16 protein-coding genes and 1 tRNA gene are annotated in these 19,050 nt (G+C 60.7%); 12 read left to right on the top strand and 5 right to left on the bottom strand.

The window, feature by feature from the left end:
- Positions 1-131 precede the first annotated feature (131 nt).
- The 3 genes from JJ917_12165 (at position 132) to JJ917_12175 (ending at position 4,041) form a co-directional block, all read left to right on the top strand.
- Positions 132-1,892, top strand: coding sequence for a hypothetical protein (locus JJ917_12165; GenBank protein MBO6699579.1), 1,761 nt, complete (start codon positions 132-134; stop codon positions 1,890-1,892).
- A 15-nt stretch (positions 1,893-1,907) separates the two neighbouring features.
- Positions 1,908-3,860: a heme biosynthesis protein HemY gene (locus JJ917_12170; GenBank protein ID MBO6699580.1), complete on the top strand. Its 1,953-nt coding sequence runs from the start codon at positions 1,908-1,910 to the stop codon at positions 3,858-3,860.
- 105 nt (positions 3,861-3,965) lie between these two features.
- Positions 3,966-4,041: transfer RNA gene (locus tag JJ917_12175), tRNA-Thr, on the top strand.
- A gap of 45 nt (positions 4,042-4,086) precedes the next feature.
- Here the strand turns inward: JJ917_12175 and JJ917_12180 are convergent.
- The 5 genes from JJ917_12180 to JJ917_12200 form a co-directional block, all read right to left on the bottom strand.
- Positions 4,087-4,572 carry an MOSC domain-containing protein gene (locus JJ917_12180; protein ID MBO6699581.1) on the bottom strand — a complete coding sequence of 162 codons (486 nt, stop codon included), beginning with the start codon at positions 4,570-4,572 and terminating at the stop codon, positions 4,087-4,089.
- Positions 4,565-6,853 carry a glycoside hydrolase family 2 protein gene (locus JJ917_12185; GenBank protein MBO6699582.1) on the bottom strand — a complete coding sequence of 763 codons (2,289 nt, stop codon included), beginning with the start codon at positions 6,851-6,853 and terminating at the stop codon, positions 4,565-4,567. Before JJ917_12185 ends, JJ917_12180 begins: the two co-directional genes overlap by 8 nt.
- A 21-nt stretch (positions 6,854-6,874) precedes the next feature.
- On the bottom strand, positions 6,875-7,501 hold the full coding sequence (locus tag JJ917_12190) for a LysE family translocator (GenBank protein MBO6699583.1): 627 nt from the start codon (positions 7,499-7,501) through the stop codon (positions 6,875-6,877).
- Positions 7,502-7,630: 129 nt separating this feature from the next.
- Entirely contained in the window at positions 7,631-8,716 is a 1,086-nt protein-coding gene (gene ugpC, locus JJ917_12195) for a sn-glycerol-3-phosphate ABC transporter ATP-binding protein UgpC (GenBank protein MBO6699584.1), read from the bottom strand.
- A gap of 11 nt (positions 8,717-8,727) precedes the next feature.
- The gene (locus JJ917_12200; protein MBO6699585.1) at positions 8,728-9,645 is read right to left on the bottom strand and encodes an IclR family transcriptional regulator; all 918 of its coding nucleotides are present in this window, start codon (positions 9,643-9,645) and stop codon (positions 8,728-8,730) included.
- Between the two features lie 316 nt (positions 9,646-9,961).
- On the opposite strand from JJ917_12200, the gene JJ917_12205 reads away from it, so the two are divergent.
- The 9 genes from JJ917_12205 (at position 9,962) to JJ917_12245 (ending at position 19,022) form a co-directional block, all read left to right on the top strand.
- Entirely contained in the window at positions 9,962-11,218 is a 1,257-nt protein-coding gene (locus JJ917_12205; GenBank protein MBO6699586.1) for a carbohydrate ABC transporter substrate-binding protein, read from the top strand.
- A gap of 79 nt (positions 11,219-11,297) precedes the next feature.
- On the top strand, positions 11,298-12,236 hold the full coding sequence (locus JJ917_12210; protein ID MBO6699587.1) for a sugar ABC transporter permease: 939 nt from the start codon (positions 11,298-11,300) through the stop codon (positions 12,234-12,236).
- 5 nt (positions 12,237-12,241) lie between these two features.
- Entirely contained in the window at positions 12,242-13,090 is an 849-nt protein-coding gene (locus JJ917_12215) for a carbohydrate ABC transporter permease (GenBank protein MBO6699588.1), read from the top strand.
- A 17-nt stretch (positions 13,091-13,107) separates the two neighbouring features.
- Positions 13,108-15,192, top strand: coding sequence for an alpha-galactosidase (locus JJ917_12220; GenBank protein ID MBO6699589.1), 2,085 nt, complete (start codon positions 13,108-13,110; stop codon positions 15,190-15,192).
- 67 nt (positions 15,193-15,259) lie between these two features.
- Entirely contained in the window at positions 15,260-16,030 is a 771-nt protein-coding gene (locus tag JJ917_12225; GenBank protein MBO6699590.1) for an SDR family oxidoreductase, read from the top strand.
- The gene (locus tag JJ917_12230; GenBank protein MBO6699591.1) at positions 16,030-16,977 is read left to right on the top strand and encodes a 2-dehydro-3-deoxygalactonokinase; all 948 of its coding nucleotides are present in this window, start codon (positions 16,030-16,032) and stop codon (positions 16,975-16,977) included. Before JJ917_12225 ends, JJ917_12230 begins: the two co-directional genes overlap by 1 nt.
- A complete protein-coding gene (locus tag JJ917_12235; protein ID MBO6699592.1) occupies positions 16,940-17,617 on the top strand; it encodes a 2-dehydro-3-deoxy-6-phosphogalactonate aldolase in 678 nt (225 codons plus the stop codon). The genes JJ917_12230 and JJ917_12235 overlap by 38 nt, the downstream gene beginning before the upstream one ends.
- Positions 17,614-18,492 carry an SMP-30/gluconolactonase/LRE family protein gene (locus JJ917_12240; protein ID MBO6699593.1) on the top strand — a complete coding sequence of 293 codons (879 nt, stop codon included), beginning with the start codon at positions 17,614-17,616 and terminating at the stop codon, positions 18,490-18,492. The genes JJ917_12235 and JJ917_12240 overlap by 4 nt, the downstream gene beginning before the upstream one ends.
- Before the next feature lie 68 nt (positions 18,493-18,560).
- The gene (locus JJ917_12245) at positions 18,561-19,022 is read left to right on the top strand and encodes a TerB family tellurite resistance protein (protein MBO6699594.1); all 462 of its coding nucleotides are present in this window, start codon (positions 18,561-18,563) and stop codon (positions 19,020-19,022) included.
- Positions 19,023-19,050: the final 28 nt, after the last annotated feature.

Raw genomic sequence — 19,050 nt, forward strand, 5'->3', positions numbered from 1 at the left:
AGCAATCACGATGGTCAGCAAATGCGGAGCGAAGCGTGGCAACAGGTTCAGGGCCGAAATCAGGGACGACACGTAAACGCACAGCGTCAAGCGGGCGTGCGAGCACACGCAAGCGCAGGACGTCCAAGCCTTTGATCATTGATGTGGAGGCTGAAGCGTCCGCCGATACCAAATCGGGGCCATCGACGGCCAAAACGACATCTGCTGACGCTTCTTCAACGAAGGCCTCGACCACCAAAGCGTCTGCCGGCAGAACGAAAGCATCGGTATCACAGACGGCGTCGCCGACTGCCTCAACCGGTGCTCCTGCAAGCGGCCTGGATGAGGCTACCGCTGAGGCGGCCGGGCTATCCGCCAAGCCTGACACGGCGTCGGCCGACATCAAAATGCCGAGGTCGGAAAAACACACGTCTGAAACGGGAACGCCGAATGCGACTTCGGATGGCAAGTCCAAGCAGGACACGTCCGATGATGCTGCCGCCGGCACGCCACCCGCCCCACCCGCTGGCAAAAGCGAGCCAAGCCCGTTTTATCTGTTTGCCGCCGGTTTGATCGGCGCGCTTCTGGCGCTGGTCTTGATGTTCCTCGCAAGCGTTGTCGGGCTTTTCAGCCTGTCCGATGGCCGGGTTGAGGAGCAGGCCAGAACGCTTGCAGCCTTGGAGGCACGTGTGCAAGCGGTAGAGGCACAAAGCGCTGATGAAACGGGCTTCGATACAGCTGTTTTGGCGCCATTGGAAAGCGACATCGCTGCCCTGCACGCCGAGTTGGAAAGCGTTCTGTCGATGCCAGCTGGCGACGGTGCGTTGGCCGACGATGCATTTGACGTTGAGGCGGCACTTGCCGAGGCGCTGGCGCCGTTGGAGGCCCGCCTTGGCGAGGTGGAAGCTCAGTTGCAGTCGACAGTTGCGTCCTTTGCGGCTCTGGGGGGTGGCGAGGCCGTGTCATCTGATGGCGCGGCTCCCGTCGTCGTGCCCGATCCGGCTTTGGCCAATTCGGTCGAGGCGCTGAACGATGCGCTTGGCGGCGTGCGTGCCGATCTTGACGGGGTTCAGGCCGCGCTTGCCGATCTTTCCGCCCGCCAGGATGCTGTGCCGCCGGAAACCGGGGCGCGCCTGGAGGCGCTGGAAGGGCTTCTTGCCGATGCCGGTATGCGCATCGATGGCCTTGGCGCGGAACTCGCCAGTCTTTCCTCCTCGCTGACCTCGGCGATGGAAACCGTGGATGTGCGCCTGGGCGCGATGACGACCGACATCACGACGCTTGCCGAAGCGCCTGTCGCCCAGGCGCCCGACCGGCTTGCCCGCCTGGGCGTCGCGCTCGATGCTGTCGTGGCGGCGCGCGATGCCGGCCAGGACGTTGCGATGGCGCTGGGTGCTGCAGAAGCAGCGGCCTCATTCGATGGCGCGCTTTCTGCATCACTTGCCCCTGTGGTCGGCGACCAGGTGAGCGGCGCGCTCAGCACAGCCAGTCTTCGGTCGGCTTATGATGACACATACGATGCCATGCGGGCAGCGGCGCCGCCGAGCGAAGGCGGTGGCCTGCTCGGGGCGCTGGAAGATCGCGCCCGTCAAATGGTCACCATTCGTGCGCCGGAGGGTGGGGCTGTTCTTGGTGGTGGCAACGAACCCTTGGCGCAGCTTGACGCGCTTGGCAGCTTGATAGCCAGCGAACGGTTTGCCGACGCGCTTGCAGTCGCCACACGTCTGCCGGCGGCCATGCAGCAGGCTGGCAATGGTTTGATTGATAGCCTGCATGCCCGTGTCGCTCTGGACGACGCGCTTGCCAATGCCCGTCTAGCGCTGGTTGCAGCGCTAAGTCAGTCCGACAACCAAGCCGATCAAGAGCCTGCCGGTTCATCGGGCAGTGGCGCTGACGGCGCCGTTAGCCAGTAACGAGGAGACCCACACGTGTTGCGCGTTATCTTCTTTCTCGCCCTCGTCCTGGCCTTCGCCTTCGGCTTTGCCTGGCTGGCCGACCGCCCCGGCACGGTGGCGATCGATTGGATGGGCTACCAGATCGAGCTCTCGGCGATGCTCGCCATGGTCGCTCTTCTGGTGCTCATCGTTGTCATCATGGCCGCCTGGTGGGTGCTCAAGGTCATCGTTCGCTCGCCGCAGATCATGGGCGGCTACTTTTCGGCCCGGCGCCGCGACAAAGGCTATGAAGCGCTGTCGAGCGGCTTGATCGCTGCCGGTTCCGGCGATAGCCGCGCAGCACAACGGTACGCGCAACAAGCGCGCAAACTTGCCCCAGATGCGCCGCTCACCAACGTGTTGAGCGCCTCCAGCGCGGATCTGTCCGGCGATGCGGGGGCCAAGCGCCATGCCTATCGACAGATGCTGGACGATCCGAAAACTCAGTTGCTCGGCCTGCGTGGTCTCTATGTCGATGCAGTGGCCGCCGACGATGAAGAGGCTGCGCGCCACTTTGCAAGTCAGGCGGCCGCTCTGGCACCGGCTTTGCCCTGGGCCGGCCAGGCGCAGTTTGAAGATCAGGTGCAGCGTGGCGATTGGCCAGCAGCGCGATCAGCGCTTGAGCGCAATCTGCAGTCCCGCATTGTGACCAAAGCCGAGCGCAACCGCCTGCGCGCGGTGCTTTTGACGGCTGAAGCGCTTGACCGCGAAGAAGGTGAGCCGGAAGAAGCGCGACCCTTGGCGCAAGAGGCCCACAAGCTGGCGCCGGATCTGGTGCCGGCGGCCGCTGTCGCTGGGCGTTTGTTGATCCGCGCCGGGAAGATGACCCAGGCAAGCAAGGCCATCGAATCCACCTGGCGCAAGGTCCAACACCCGGAACTGGCAGAGGTTTATCTTTATGTGCGCCCTGGCGATGCGGTCGCCGACCGCGTGAAACGCGCCCGCAAGCTGGTGCAACTGTGTGCCCATCAGTTGGAAGGTGAGCTGGCGCTGGCCCGCGCCTTGATGGAGGCGGGCAAGCTGGACGAGGCGCGCGAGACACTGGACCCCTATACCGGCCCTGAAGCGACGCAGCGCGCTTGCCTGCTGATGGCGGAAATTGAAGAAAAACAAGGCGGCGACACGGCGGCCGTGCGCGGTTGGATGGCCCGTGCCTTACGCGCCAAGCGCGATCCCGCCTGGGTGGCCGACGGCTACATCTCCTCGACCTGGGAACCGGTTTCGCCACTTTCTGGCCGCGTGGACGCGTTTGAGTGGAAAGTCCCGGTGGAGCGGTTCTCCGGCCATGATCCGGTCGCCATTCCCGATGATGCGATGAGCGATGATGGGCAGGTGATGCTGCCGGCGCGCCTGCCGGGCGTCGCCGCAGCCATCGCCACGAGCGCCGACGCGGCACACGATGAGGCGGACAGCCAGAACGCTGATGATGCTGTGGAGGATGCCGATCTGGTCGTTGAGGCTGCGACGGTAGAAATCGCCGAGGACGAGCCTGCCGAACCAATGGTGACCGAGGAGAGCGAAAAAGTGCCGCCCGCGCCGGTCGGCCAGCCGGACATGTCGGTTGTCGAGGATAAGGCTTCGGACAAGGACCAGCCCGAGGGAGCTGACGTGGCTGAACCGGACGAGACACCAAAAAGCGATGCGACGGCCGAACCTGTGACCGTTATTGCCGCCCCGATTGTGGCCAATGATGACGGACCGGTGAAGGCGACAGAGAAAACTGAGGCTGACGAGAAGCCAGAGGACCAAGCCGCGGCATCGGATGACGCAAAGTCAGCCACCGTCACGCCTTTGCCGATCGCCGCTGATGATCCGGAGGCCGAGGAAAAGGCCGACTATTCTGGTCTGCCCGGTGGCCATGCGCCTGATGATCCGGGGCCAGACGGGAACGATGAAGAAAATGGCAGCCAGACGTCCGGCGAGCGACGACGGTTCCGCCTGTTCTAATCGCTTGCACGACGTCCGCCTCTGCTTGCCAGGGTATCTTGCCAAACCTGGGCGATTGGGCTACCCGTCCGCTCCATTCGCGCGGGTGAACGACCCGGCGCCAATGCCGCTTTAGCTCAGTTGGTAGAGCACATCATTCGTAATGATGGGGTCACGTGTTCGAGTCACGTAAGCGGCACCATTTTTCTCTACTCGCGACCGTTGTAAGGGCTTCGTTGAAGCGAGCTTACGGCAGGGCGCTGACTTGCTCGCCGACGCCGATTAAGCCGGGCTCAATAACGCTGGCGGTTACGCCGCCATGGCCGCGAACGGCTGAGTAACCGCCACTGAAACCCTCCTGGCCGAACGCCTCTTCCATGCGGCTGCACGGCGCGCAGGGGCCAGTGATGTGCAAGGTCGCAGTGCCGATTTGAACGGTGCGGCCCTTGAGGGCGAGCAGATTGATCCCAGAGACGACCAGATTGCGGCGCAGCAGGGCCGGATCGACTGGCGGGCGCCCAAGAAACGCCCCAATGACCGCCAGATGTTCCTGCTGGATCAACGTCACAGCACGTTTGCCGGGGCGGCCATGATCGCCAACCAACCCGTTCTCTGTGACCTCGACCTGCTCAACCGCTTGCATCGCCTCGCGGCGCGCGGGACGCAGACCGATCCAGTCCAACCGCCCAGGTTTGGCGATGGTGCTGATCAGCTCTTTGAGGGATTCAGCCATTCAAGGTGATCGATTGTGGCGCAAACCGACCTGAGGCGGTTTGCAGGCTGACGGTGACAGGTTCATCGCCAAAAACCCGCACCCAGAACCCGCCGACACCGCCGATAATCGAGGTCGTGGCAGGACCCTGAAGGATCGCCGGACCGTCAACGGCCAGGCTTAGCTGATCCATGAAATAGGGCAAGCGATTGCCCACTTGATCGCGCACCGTCACCTGAACTGGCCTGTCATGATAGGCGTCCTGCGGACGGATGAGCGGTTTCACCTGAACGTCGAGCGTCGTCGGCAGCGGATTGGCGACAAAGTAGCGCTCGATCACGGTGTCCTCGCCGATGAGACCGGCAAAAAGCCCGTCGCGCCAGCGCTGGCCCCAGACGATGCGTTCGTCTTCGGGAATATCCGTCGCCTCGATGATCACCGGCGGATGGCGCAGATGCGGAAACCGGCTGAAGGCCGGCAGGAACATGAGCGGCTCGTCATGGCCATAGTGAAAGGTGACGGCGTCGCAATTGGTCAGAATCACCAGCGGAAAAACGCCGCCAACCTTGCGGTCGCCGAACGACCAATGGGTGGCCGGTTCCAGAATAGGCCGTTCATTGGCGCTGAACCCTTGGCTGGCATAGGCGTAGGCGGCGAATTTCGGCGCCCGCGTCATGGTCATCACGCCATGGTAGCAGATGCGGTCGCCTGACCCGAAATCGGCATGTGTGTTGTAGTCGGCCATGCACCAGCCGATGGAGCCGGAGATATGCGGGTCGGCCTGCGCCGCGTCGAGCACTTCTAGATGTCGGATCACATGCTCTTCCTGGCGTTCCTCGCCGTCGAAGATTTTGGTCGGGTACATGTGACCGTTGTACTCGGTGACCAGATAGGGCACGGGCGCGGCCAGGCCGGTCACCTCGCGCTGATCGCGCAGGGCGGTGCGCGGTCGATTGATGCGCGATTGCAGAAACTCCGGCAGATGTTCCTCGCCAAGCACGAAATCGTTCATCGTGTAGACGTCTTCGAGCAGGTTGGAATCGGTGATGTAGCGCACGCCGCCGGTCTGCCGCGTTGGATCGAGGGCACGGGCGCGGGCGTTGGTCTGCTCATAAAAGGCATCATCATCGTGCGATTCATTGATCCGCACGCCCCAGAGAATGATGGAGGGGTGGTTCCAGTCGCGGCGGATCATCGCCTCAACGTTCTTCACGCTTTGCGCCTTGAAGGCCTCGCCTCCAATGTGCTGCCAGCCGGGGATTTCCTCAAACACCATCAGGCCGATCTCATCGCAGCGATCGAGGAACGCCTTCGACTGGGGATAATGCGAGGTGCGCACCAGATTGCAGCCGAGCTCATATTTCAGCGTGTCGGCGTCCTGCGCTTGCGCTTCGGGGCCGAGTGCGTAGCCGACATTGGGGAAGCTCTGGTGGCGATTGAGCCCCATGATCTTCAGCGGTTGGTCGTTGAGGAAAAACCCGTCGGGGCGGAACTCAGCTTTGCGCACGCCGAGCCGCAGGATGAAGCTGTCTTCACTATCCTCCGCTTTGTAGGTGATGCGGTAGGAATGCAGCACCGGGTTGTTAGGAGACCAACGCTGAAACCCTGACCCAAGCACCAGCTCGGCCTCGCCCTCATCGGTGATCAGCGGGAATCCGACCGGATCGCCAATCGGGTCGCCGTGCTGGTCGAGTCGGTCGAACAGGATGGCCCCTGCAACGGGCTTGTTTTGCGGGTTGGAAAGCCAAACCTTGACCTTGGCCGAGATCGTTTCGGCCATCGGATCGAGGATCTCAACCTTGACGTTATCAAGCGTGATGGCAGGGCGAACATCCAGCCAGACGTCTCGATAGATGCCGGCATAGGTGAGGTAGTCGATCCGGCCGCCAAAGGGCGGGATGTCGCCGTTCTCTGTGCCATCGATGGCGATGGTGATGAGGTTCTCGCCCTCTTCCAGATGGTCGGTGAGGCAGGCTTCAAAGGGCGTGTAGCCATCGGGATGGTCGGCGACCTGATGGCCATTCACCCAGACTTTGGTGGCGGCCATCGCGCCTTCAAAGCACAGCACCACTTCTTGACCGGCAAAGCGGTCTTCCCAGTGGAAAATCCGCTGGTAGGTGAAGGGCTGTTGGTAGGTTTTCTCGTCACCATAGTTCCAAGGCAGATCGGCGGCGTTGTGCGGCAGGCGCACCGTTCCGCCCGGCAATGGCAGCGTGATCCAAGCGGGATCGAAACCGGCGCGGAATATCCAACCGGTGTTCAGCAAAGTGGCCCGGTCGGAGGACAAAGGGGGGGATGTCATCGCAGCCTATCCTGAATGGCGTTAGCGCTCCACAAGCGCCAGGCGGACGCCAAGCATACAGAAGATGCTGCCAACCACTTTGCCCTGCCAGCGCAGCACCAAAGGATGGGCGCGCAGGAAACCACCGATCCGACCGGCGGCCAGCGCGAAGACCAAGGTGCTGAAAAGGCCAAGCCCCACCAGAATAACGCCCAAAACAGCCAGTTGCACCATGACGAAGCCGTTCGCTGGGTTCACGAATTGCGGCAGGAAGGCGAGGAAAAAGAGCGCGGTCTTCGGGTTCAAGACTTCCGCCACGATCGCTTGACGGAAGGCCGTCGGCGCCGAAAGGGCCAAAGGTTTTTGGACCGTTGGGTTCGGCGCTTTTTCCAGGATCGCGCGCAGTCCGAGATAGATCAGATAGGCCGCGCCAAGATATTTGACGATGCTGAAGAGGAATGCCGAGGCGAGGATGATCGCCGACAGGCCGATGACGGCCAGCGCGGTGTGAATAAGATCGCCCACCGCGATGCCAAGCCCCGTCGCAACGCCGACCTTGGTGCCGGACGAGGTGGCGCGCGCCACGGTCAAAACGGTCGCCGGGCCGGGAATGAACACAAAGCCCAGCACGATCAGAACGTAGGTGATCAGCGTTGATTGTTCGATCATTCCGCAGGCCTTTTCCCAGGCGCCGTGCTAGAGCAGTTTTCGTGATCTACGATTCACTTGCTCTGCTCTAAGTCCCTGTTTGTCGTGTTTCCGGACGAAAAACCGGGGTCCACTTTTGCTGGAAACACTCTACCGCACGCGCAAACCATCTGTACTGAATAGAAACGCCTTTTCTGGCGGAATGCCAATCTGAAACTCCGTGCCGTGGCGCGCATTGCGCCCCTCGTTGGTCTCTATCGTCAGAGATTCGCCTGTGCCGGAGTGGGCGTAGATATAGCTGTCGGAGCCAAGATGTTCGGCAACATCGACTTTCAGCGTCAGCATCGTGCCCTCGCTGACCGACATATGTTCAGGACGAATGCCCAGCTGGCAGGCATCCCCGACGCTGACCGTATCGCCATTGATGTTCAGTGTGATGGTCTGATCGGCTTGCTTGGTGAGCTTGACGGTGACCGTTCCAGTGTCCTTTGCCGTCACTTCGCCGTCCAGGAAGTTCATCCGCGGCGAGCCGATGAAGCCAGCCACAAAGGCATTGTCGGGATTGTCATAAAGATCGAGCGGTGCCCCGACCTGCTCGATCACCCCGGCGCGCAGCACAACGATTTTATCGGCCAATGTCATGGCCTCGGTCTGATCGTGGGTCACATAGATCATGGTCGCGCCGGACAATTCATTGTGCAGGCGCGAGATCTCCACCCGCATCGCCACGCGCAGTTCTGCGTCGAGGTTGGAGAGCGGCTCGTCGAACAGGAAGACATCCGGGTTGCGGACAATCGCGCGGCCAATGGCCACTCGCTGCCTTTGGCCACCAGAAAGGGCGGCCGGTTTGCGCTTGAGCAGCGCATCGAGTTGAAGAATGTCCGCCGCACCTTTCACGGCCTTGTCGATTTCTGTTTTGGGATGACCGTTCATGCGCAGGCCAAAGGACATGTTTTCTTCGACCGTCATGTGCGGGTAGAGGGCGTAGGTCTGAAACACCATGGCAACCCCGCGCTCAGCTGGGTCGATTTGATTGACCACCCGTTGGCCGATGGAAACCGCGCCGCCGGTGATCTCCTCCAGCCCGGCAATCATGCGCAGAAGCGTGGATTTCCCACAGCCGGACGGGCCGACAAAAACGACGAATTCGCCGTCTTCGATGTCCAAATCAACGCCGTGGATCACGTCCACCGGACCGTAGCTCTTTTTCACGTCACGCAGGGTTAGGCCAGCCATGAGAGTCTTCCTTAAGTTAGCGTCGGGGCCATGCGCATGGTGGCGTCTGCGGCGATGATGCGCGCAGCCTCCTTCAGCGTTGGGGCCAGGTCTTCCAGTGAATCAATGTCTTTGACGGTGCCGGGGCTGGTGGCGGAAAGGCCGCCAAACAAGGCGCCGTCATTGGATAGGATCGGGACGGCAATGCAGATGATGCCAGGCTCATGTTCCTCGCGGTCATAGGCGTAGCCGCGTTGGCGAATGGCTTCCAGCTCAGCGAGCAACGCGGTGCGCGAGGTCAGCGTGGTCGCGGTGAAACGGGCGAGCGTTTGACGGTGTAAGCAGTCTTCCAGCGCGTCGTCTGGCAGATAGGCCATCATGGCTTTGCCGACGCCGGTGCAATAGGCCGGGCCAACCTTGCCGGGGCGGGAAAACATGGCCAATCCGCGATTGCCGATGCGCTTGTCAAGGTAGAGCACCTGGCCATTGTCGAGCTGCGCAAGATGGATGGTTTTGCCAAGTTCGGCATGCAGCTTGTCGAGGATGGGCCGCGCCGCATCCGATAGCGAGCCATGGGCCCAGGCCGCATGCGCCAGCCTGATAAGCCGGGGACCGAGCTGGTAGCTGCCTGTGGTTTCATTGTGGGTGAGCATGCGCTCATCGACCAGGCTTTTCAGCATGCGGTGCAGTGTTGCTTTGGGAAAGGGCAGCCGGCCTTTCAAATCGGAAAAACGCAAGGGCTGTTCGGCTTCGGCAAACGCATCGAGCAGCATAAGGGATTTGGTCACGGGTCCGTCGCCGGGAATACGGCCAGGAACGCGCGGGTGTTCCAGTTCGGCCTCGTCTTTGGACACAGCGGCAGACGAAGACGCGACAGCGTGCGCCGGTTGGCCAGACGGCCGACCGGGTGCAGAATCGGACACTGTGCTGGAATAGCCCAGACGCGGCATCGTGTTTCGCTCCCCTGCCAGGCCGGAGGACCGGCCCTTGGCACCCTGACCTCGTTACTCGGGTCACGCATGTTTGCGTTCTGGCGCCTTGACAGACGGTAGGCAAAGATGCGTAACATTTCAACCACCAAAACAAAGTTCCACTCAGTGAGACTCAAAAGAAGTGCTGAGCGGGTTTGTGACGGTGCAACCAATCGCGTTCGCGCCAGACGGAAAAACCGTCAGGCGACAAGCCGAAAAGGCGTGAGCGTCGGGAAAAACAGCGGACGGGGCATTGAGCGAAGGCCTCACCCGGTTCCGCATGGGAGGACCTTCTATGAACCGTACCCTCAAAGCATCCGTGCTTGGGTTGGCTGGCCTTGGCCTGCTGACTTCGACAGCGCTTGCCGAATTGTCCGGCGATCTGCGCATCATTTCCGATATGTCCAACCCCGCGCCGCGCGCGGTGATGGAGAGCCTTGCCGCTGAGTTCGGTGAGATGCATCCCGATCTCAACATTGAGCTGGAAATCGTCGACCGCGAAGCCTGGAAAACCCAGATCCGCAACGCGCTTTCTGCCAATCCGCCCGATGTCATTAACTGGTATGCCGCCAACCGCATGCTGCCTTACGTCGATGCCGGTCTGTTCATGGACATCACCGATTGGTGGGACGCTGGCGACTATGATGGTCTGGAATCGGTGCGCGGTGCACTGACGATCAATGATCGCCAATGGGGCATCCCGTACACCTACTATCAGTGGGGCATCTATTACCGCGAAGATATCTTCAACGAGCTGGGTCTTTCCGAGCCGGCAACATTTGAAGAAGAAATCGCCAACTGCCAGGTGATCCTGGATTCCGGTCGCAAATGCTACACGATCGGCACCAAGTTCCTTTGGACCGCCGGCGGCTGGTTCGACTATCTGAACATGCGCACCAACGGTTTCGATCATCATATGGCGCTTGCCCGCGGTGAGCTGTCCTGGACCGAAGACCCTGGTGTCCGCCAGACCTTTGAGAATTGGCGCACGCTGATCGACATGGGCGCGTTCATCGACGACCACCAGTCCTACAGCTGGCAGGAAGCGCTGCCGTTCTTCGCCGACGGTGAAGCAACCGCCTATCTGATGGGTAACTTCGCCGTCGCCGCCATGCGCGACTCCGGCCTTTCCGACGATCAGATCGACTTCTATCAGTTCCCGCTGATCGACGCCTCGCAGCCGCAGGGCGAAGATGCGCCGACCGATACATTCCACGTGCCATCCGGCGCGCAGAATGTGGAAGCGGCCCGCGCCTTCTTGGCCTTCGTTGCTTCGCCTGATGTGCAGACGCGCATCAACAATGGCGACAATCTCGGTCAGCTGCCGGTGAACGCCAATTCCAGCGTGGATGCTGACGAGTTCCTGGAGCAGGGCTTCGACATGCTGGCCAACAATGCCCAGGGCGGTGTGGCGCAGTTCTTTGACCGCGATTTCCCGGCTGAGATGGCCTCCATCGGCATGGAAGGTCTTCAGGAGTTCATGGTGTTCCCGGACAATCTGGACGACATCCTTGAGCGAATGGAAGACGCGCGCGAGCGCATCTACGAATAAGTCTCAATGATCACCCCGCCCCGGAAATCTGGGGCGGGGTTTTTTACGGGATCGGGGAATTCCAGGGGGAGGTCATGTGATGGCGAATGCAACGGTGCCTGCCGCGCCACCAACCGGCGTCAGCCGGAGAGGGTGGTACAAGCGCAACGAAATTGCCGCAACGCCCTGGCTTTTCCTCATTCCAGGCATTCTGTTTTTCGCCGTCTACGTGATCATTCCGATCTTCCAGTCGGTGTGGATCAGTTTCCATGAGTGGGACGGTCTGGGCGAAATGACCTGGGTCGGCACGGACAATTATGAGCGTCTGCTGACCGATGATCGCAAGTTCGACGTGTCCTTCTGGAACAATGTGCGCTGGCTGTTTCTCTACCTGCTGGCGATCCCGGCAGGCCTGTTCATCGCGCTGTTTCTCAATCAGACCGTACGCGGTATCCGCATCTACAAATCACTGTTTTTCTTTCCCTTTGTGCTCAGCCAAGTTGTGGTTGGCCTGGTATTTTCCTGGTTCTACCTTCCACGCGAAGGGCTGTTGAATGCGGTGCTTAGCTTGGTCGGCATGGGTCCGGTCAACATTCTGGGCGATCCAACATTGGCAACCTATGGCATCATCGCCGCTGGGCTCTGGCCGCAAACCGCCTATTGCATGATCCTCTATCTGACCGGCCTCAACGCCGTTGACCCTGAACAGATCGAGGCCGGACGGCTGGATGGTGCCAAGGGCTGGAAGATGCTCTGGTTCATCATTCTGCCGCAGCTGAAACCAGCCACTTTCATCGCCTTCGTGGTAACGATCATTGGCGCGCTGCGCTCGTTCGATCTCATCTCGGTGATGACCAATGGCGGGCCGTTCGGTTCAACCCGGGTGCTTAGTTTCTACATGTTTGAAGAATCGCTGTCGGAATTCGGTTTCCGCATGGGATACGGCGCGGCGATTGCCGTGGTGCTGTTCTTCCTGATGCTCTTCTTCATCGTCTACTTCCTCTATTCCATGTGGCGCGAAGAGAAGGGGGCTAGGTAAGTCCGATGTTTCCCAAACCGATAGAAAAATCCTCCCGCGCCGCACAAATTGGCTATCAGGCGATGCTGCCTTTTGTGCTGATCTTGTGGCTGCTTCCCTTGATCGCCGTTGCCGTCTTTTCGGTGAAACCCGATGCCGATTTTACCAACGGCAACTATTGGGGCGTGCCGTCGAGCTTTGAGTTCTTCACCAATTATGGCCGCGTGTTCCTGGAATCGGACATGCCGCGCTACATGCTGAACTCGTTCCTGATCACGGTGCCGACTGTGATCGGCGCCATTGCGCTTTCCTCGCTGACCGGATTTGCGCTTGGCATCTACAAATTCAACGGCAACCTTCTGATCTTCTTCATGTTCATTGCCGGCAATTTTGTGCCGTTCCAGATTTTGATGGTGCCGGTGCGCGATTTGACCGTGTCGATGAATCTCTATGACACCAAGACTGGCCTGGTACTCTTTCACATCGCCTTCCAGACCGGGTTTTGCACCCTCTTCATGCGAAACTTCATCCGTCAGCTGCCCTATGAGCTGATTGAAGCCGCGCGTGTGGAAGGGGTCGCGGAGTGGCGCATCTTCTGGTACGTCGTGCTGCCGTTGATGAAACCGGCGCTGGCGGCCTTGGCGGTGCTGATTTTCACCTTCATCTGGAACGATTATTTCTGGGCGGTGGTTCTCACCCAAGGGCCGGATGCGCAGCCCGTGACGGCGGGTATCACCAGCTTTAACTCGCAGTTCCGCGCCGCGTATCATTTGATGAGTGCCGGTTCGATTGTGGCCGCACTGCCGCCGGTTCTCATGTTCTTTCTGATGCAGAAACACTTCATTGCCGGGCTGACGCTGGGCGCTGTGAAGTAAACTAGGATTTCCCATACGTGATACGCAGTTGGCGTTTGGATGATGGGCGCCAGACCCTGGTTCTGGCAGCCGATAATGATCGGCTGCCGGAAGTGGTCTATTGGGGCGCCCCTCTGCCCCAGGACGAAGATCTCGATCTTTTGCGCCGGGCGCACGCGCTCGACGTGACAGGTGGCATGCTCGATGCCAATCCTGATCTTTCGATCTGTCCTGAAGCGACACGCAGTTTCCCCGGCCAGCCCGGCTTGATCCTGCGTGATAGTGGCGGCACGCCCTTGCTGCCGAAGTTTTGTTTCCAAAAGGATGAGCAGAGCGAAGACGGCCTGGTGCTCACCTATGAGGATACCACGAGTCTGCTGACCTATACGGCGCGTTTTTCCATCAATCCGCGCACGCATATCATCACAACATCGGCCCGCTTGGAGGCCGCCAAACCCATTCATTTGCACTGGTTTGCTGCGCCGGTTTTGCCTGCGTCGCAGCAGAGCGATGCGATGATCGATTTTGCCGGTCGCTGGTGCGGGGAGTTTCAGCCGAACACGACGGCCTGGTCGCCAGGCATGCGCTACCGGGAAAACCGCACCGGTCGAACCGGCCACGAGCATTTTCCTGGTCTTATTCTGCCCGAACGCGGGGCGACCAACACCCAAGGCCACGCCTATGCATTTCACTATGGTTGGTCGGGTGGGCACCGGATGGTGGCGGAGGAACTGCCCGATGGGCGGCGGCAGGTGCAGTTCGGTCATGCCGCGCGCATGGAGCATGACCCGCACACGGTCTTCCAAACAGCACCGCTCTACATCACCTATTCGCGGGATGGGCTAAACGGCTGTGCGGTGGCCTTCCAGCGGCATCTGCGTGATGAAGTCGTCACCTGGCCTGACAGCAGCCGACCACGACCGGTGCATTACAATTGCTGGGAAGCGGTCTATTTCGACCACAAGCTGCCAGTTATGAAGGAGCTTGCCGACCGGGCTGCGGCGCTCGGCGCAGAGCGGTTCGTGCTCGATGATGGCTGGTTCGGCCAGCGCGATGATGACACGCAGTCGCTGTCGGATTGGGAGGTCGATCCGCGAAAGTATCCCGACGGTTTAGGCCCGCTGATCGAGCATGTTCATTCGCTCGACATGACGTTCGGCATCTGGTTCGAGCCGGAGATGATCAATCCGGAAAGCGACCTTCACCGCGCCCATCCTGAATGGGCGCTCGGCTCGGAAGATCAGACGCTTGGCCGTCAGCAAAAAGCACTCAATATGGCGCTGCCGGACGTGCGCGATTTCATCTATGAACGGATGGCGGCAATCCTTGCCAAGTACCCGATCGATTACATCAAGTGGGATCATAACCGCGTGCTGCCCATGCCTGACGCGGCGCAGACGCGCGGGTCCTATGCGCTGATCGATCGCTTGCGGGAGGCTTTTCCGCAGGTTGAGATCGAGAGCTGTGCGTCTGGCGGCGGGCGCATTGATTTTGGTATTTTGAGCCGCACACAGCGGGTTTGGCTGTCGGACAGCAATGACGCGCTGGAACGGCTGAAGATGCAGCACAATGCCGCGCTCTTCCTGCCGTTGGTCGTGACCGGTTCGCATGTCGGGCCCCGGCGCTGCCACACATCAGGGCGTGTGCTCGACATCAGTTTTCGGGCCTGGGTCGCGGCACAGCGGCATATGGGTTTTGAAATGGACCCGCGCGAGCTCACCGAGACCGAGATCGCGGTTCTCAAAGAGGTTACCAGTTGGTGGAAAGCCAACAGAGCCTGGATGAGCCGGGCCGACATATTGCGCCTTGATAGTCCCGATCCGGCGGTGATCGCCGAGCAGCAACTGGCCGAAGATGGCAGCCGGTTTGTGGCTTTCATCGGCAAGGCCGGCACCAGTGCGCAAATCGCGCCGCGGCCATTGCGCTTCACCCGTCTTGACCCCGACGCCCGTTATGCGGTGAACCTCATCAATCGGCACACAGCACCGGCCCTGTCGCGTGGCACACCGGCGCTGAAAGGCGGACCGATGGAGGTTTCCGGCAGCTATCTCCTTCACCAAGGTTTGACGATGCCTTGGTCCTATCCAGAATCGATGTGGGTGATAGAGGGCCGAAGACTGTGATAGACCAAGTAGCTCGTCGCCCGGATACCAATCCGGCCCTCTTTCTTGTTGCGCGGGAGGCGCATTGATGGACCCTATTGCACGCTATTCTGACCTGAAGGACGCGAGCGTCTTCATCACCGGAGGCGGGTCCGGCATCGGCGCGTCTCTGACCGAAGGTTTTTTGCAGCAAGGCGCCAAGGTCGCCTTTGTGCAGCGCTCTGACGCGACCGCTTTCGCCGATGAGATGGGCGAGAAATACGCCAACAAACCGCACTACATGCAGTGCGATATTACCGATCTTGATCGGCTGAAGGCCTGCATCGATGAGGCGGCCGACCGCCATGGTGGGCTGAACGTGCTAGTGAACAACGCCGCCAACGATCAGCGTCACAAGACCCTTGAGATCGATGAATCCTATTGGGACTGGGCAACCTCGATCAACATGAAGGCCTACTTCTTTGCCTGTCAGGCGGCGATTGCGCGGATGCGTGAAACCGGTGGCGGCACGATCGTCAATTTTTCCTCTATCAGCTACATGATGGGCAATGGCGGTATGCCCGCTTACACGAGCTCAAACGCAGCCATCACCTCGCTAACCGCCACCTTGGCGCGCGAATTCGGGCCGGAGAAAATCCGTCTCAACGCGCTGGCGCCCGGCTGGGTGCTGACCGACAAGCAGATGGACAAATGGGCGACCGATGAGGCCCTAGCTGAGCATATGGCCCGTCAATGCCTGAAAGAACATCTGGTGCCGGAGGACATTGTTGGCGGCACACTGTTTTTGGCCTCCAATGCAAGCCGCATGATGACCGGTCAGTGCCTGGTGATTGATGGCGGCGTGGTGGTGCCTGGCTGATGCAAGCGGTGCCAGCCCCCGAATGGATCGCCGTTGATTGGGGCACCACCCATCTGCGTGCCTATGCGATGGACGGTGCCGGCCAGGTGATCGCGCGCGGGCATGGCCTTGGTATGGGCGCGTTGGCGGCCGGTGAAGACCGAGGTGATTTCGAGGACGCTCTGCTCGGTGTGATCGATCCTTGGCTCAGTGAGGGTCCGATGAGCGTCGTTATGTGCGGCATGGTCGGGTCACGCCAGGGCTGGCACGAGGCGGGCTATCTTCCTGTTCCGCAAGCGCTTTCTGGCCTCGGCGATGCCTTGGCGCAGGTGCCGACGAAGGATGCGCGGCTGGCCCCTTTCATCGTGCCGGGCCTCAGCCAAACCGATCCGTATGACGTGATGCGGGGCGAAGAGACCCAGCTTGCGGGTTACGTCGGTCAAGCTCCCGGCGCCAACAACACCGTGTCCGGTCGGGTTTGCCTGCCCGGCACGCACGCCAAATGGGCGCGCCTTGAGGGCGGGGCGGTGACGCATTTTTCCACCGCGATGACCGGCGAACTGTTCGATTTGCTCACCGAACACTCCATTTTGGTGCACTCTGTGAGTGATGATGCGCTGGATGCTGAAGCCTTTCGCGACTCGGTTCTTGCCGCCTATCATGATCCGGCCTGCCTGACCGAGGCGCTGTTTTCGGTCCGCGCCGAAGGTTTGCTTGCCGGCGAGGACGGCGTGCGGGCCCGTGGCCGCGTGTCGGGCCTTCTGGTTGGGGCGGAATTGGCTGGCGCAAAGCTTGAACCGGGTGAGCCGGTGACCTTGATCGGTGCGCCCAAGCTTTGTGTTGCTTACACTGAGGCGCTGGCGGCGCTTGGCCTCGACGCCGGTGTGCTTGATGGCGAAGCGATGGTGCTGCGCGGTTTGGCCGACATTCATGGGCAACTTGTCGAGCGACGCACTGTCCCGGCATGATGAGCGCTGCAGAACGAGGAGGTTTGAAGTGAGTGTTGGAGCGCGGCCTTTGGTGGCCATTTTGCGCGGCGTGACGCCCGATATGGTCAGTGAAATCGGCGAGGCCTTGTTCGCAGCAGGGATTACCTGGATCGAGGTGCCGCTCAACTCGCCTGACCCGCTCCAATCCATCATCCGCCTGGTGGCCAAGCTTGGTGACCGGGCTGTTATCGGCGCAGGCACGGTTCTTCAAGTCGAGCAGGTTGAGGAGGTCGCTGCCACCGGCGCCCGCCTGATCGTGTCGCCGAACATGAACCCGGAGATCATTCGGCTGACCAAGGCCAAGGGAATGATCTCGCTACCCGGTGTATTCACCGCTACGGAATGTTTTGCGGCGCTTGATGCTGGCGCGGATGGGCTGAAATTCTTCCCTGGCGATTTGCTTGGACCTGCAGGCCTGAAAGCGCTGAATGCAGTCCTCCCTTCCACCGCAACCACCTATGCGGTGGGCGGCGTCGATGCGACGAACATCCCCTATTGGCTGGCCGCTGGCGCTAACGGCTTCGGCCTTGGCTCCTCGCTCTATAAGCCAGGCGACAGCGCGCAGGATGTGGCCGAGAAGGCCCGAGCGATCGTTGCGGCCTATGATGCGGTAAAATGATGACGTTAACGTCAAAGGAAGCCCACCTCTTCGATGCCACCCGGTGCGAATTGGGTGAAGGTCCGCTCTGGCACCCTGAGCTCAACGCTCTGTTCTGGTTCGATGTTCTTGGTCAGAAACTGTTCATGCGCTCGACGACGCAGTTCCGCCAATGGCTGTTCCCGGAGATCGTCTCGGCGGCCGGTTGGGTGGACCGTGACACGCTGCTCGTCGCCGGCGAGACGACTTTCTGGCAGTTCGATATTGCGACCGGCGCCCATGAAAAGCATGTGCCACTTGATGCCCATGACGCCAGCACCCGCTCCAATGATGGCCGTGTTGACCCGTGGGGCGGGTTCTGGATTGGCACCATGGGAAAGGGCGCGGAAAAAGGCGCCGGGGGCATCCACCGCTACTATCGCGGCGCGGTCACAACACTGTTCTCTTCGATCACCATCCCCAATGCCATCGCTTTTGCTCCGGACAAATCCCATGCGACGTTCGCCGATACCGTGACGGGCCAAGTCATGCGCATTGAACTCGACAAAACTGACGGATCGCCCATCGGCTCACCGGAGGTTTACCTCGATCTCACGATCGAAGGCCGGAACCCTGATGGCGCAGTGTTCGATGCCGATGGCCGCCTGTGGCTTGCCGAATGGGGCTCTTCGCGGGTCGCTTGCTATGCCCCCGATGGCTCGGTGCTTGCCGAGGTCACGGCGCCAACGCCGCACACATCCTGCCCAGCCTTTGGCGGCGACGATCGGCGGACCTTGTTCATCACCACGGCCCAGGAGCATCTGAGCCCAACCGATCCCGGGTTTGAGAAGGCCGGTCAGACCTTCTGCGCGCAGGTCGATGCCACCGGCCAGCGCGAGCATCAGGTTACACTTTAGCCATGTTCCTTGTTTCGCGCGGCGATCCATCTATTTTCTAGCCATCTGTTCTGTTGAAGGCCTCGTTTATGCTTGATCGTCTCAAAGCGCTGTTCGCCGACCCCGAGCCCGCCGCCGAAGCCGGTGGAGCCTTTGCGCCCGACGATGCGCGTGTGGCCGTCGCCGCCTTGCTCGTGCACATGATCCGCATCGACGGGGTCGTGACCGAAGATGAAACATCCGCCATTCGCGCCGCGCTGGACACCCAGTTTGGGCTTTCCGGCGGCGATCTGGACGAGGTGATGGAAGAGGCCCAGCGGCGCGATGATGAAGCGGTCGATCTCTACGGGTTCACCTCGATCTTGAAAGCAAAGCTCTCCGAAGAGGAGCGCATCGAGGTGATCGAACTACTTTGGCGGGCGGTCTTTGCCGATGGCGTCGTCAACGAGTTGGAAGACAATATGGTTTGGCGCACGGCGGAGCTTCTGGGCGTCTCCAGCCGTGACCGGATGATCCTGCGCAAACGCGTGGCCGGCGAGGCTCAGAGTTAAATCCTTTTAACCGGCAAGCACTTCGATC

The sequence above is a fragment of the Hyphomicrobiales bacterium genome, assembly GCA_017642935.1.
In the GTDB taxonomy this organism is placed as follows: Bacteria; Pseudomonadota; Alphaproteobacteria; order Rhizobiales; family MH13; genus MH13.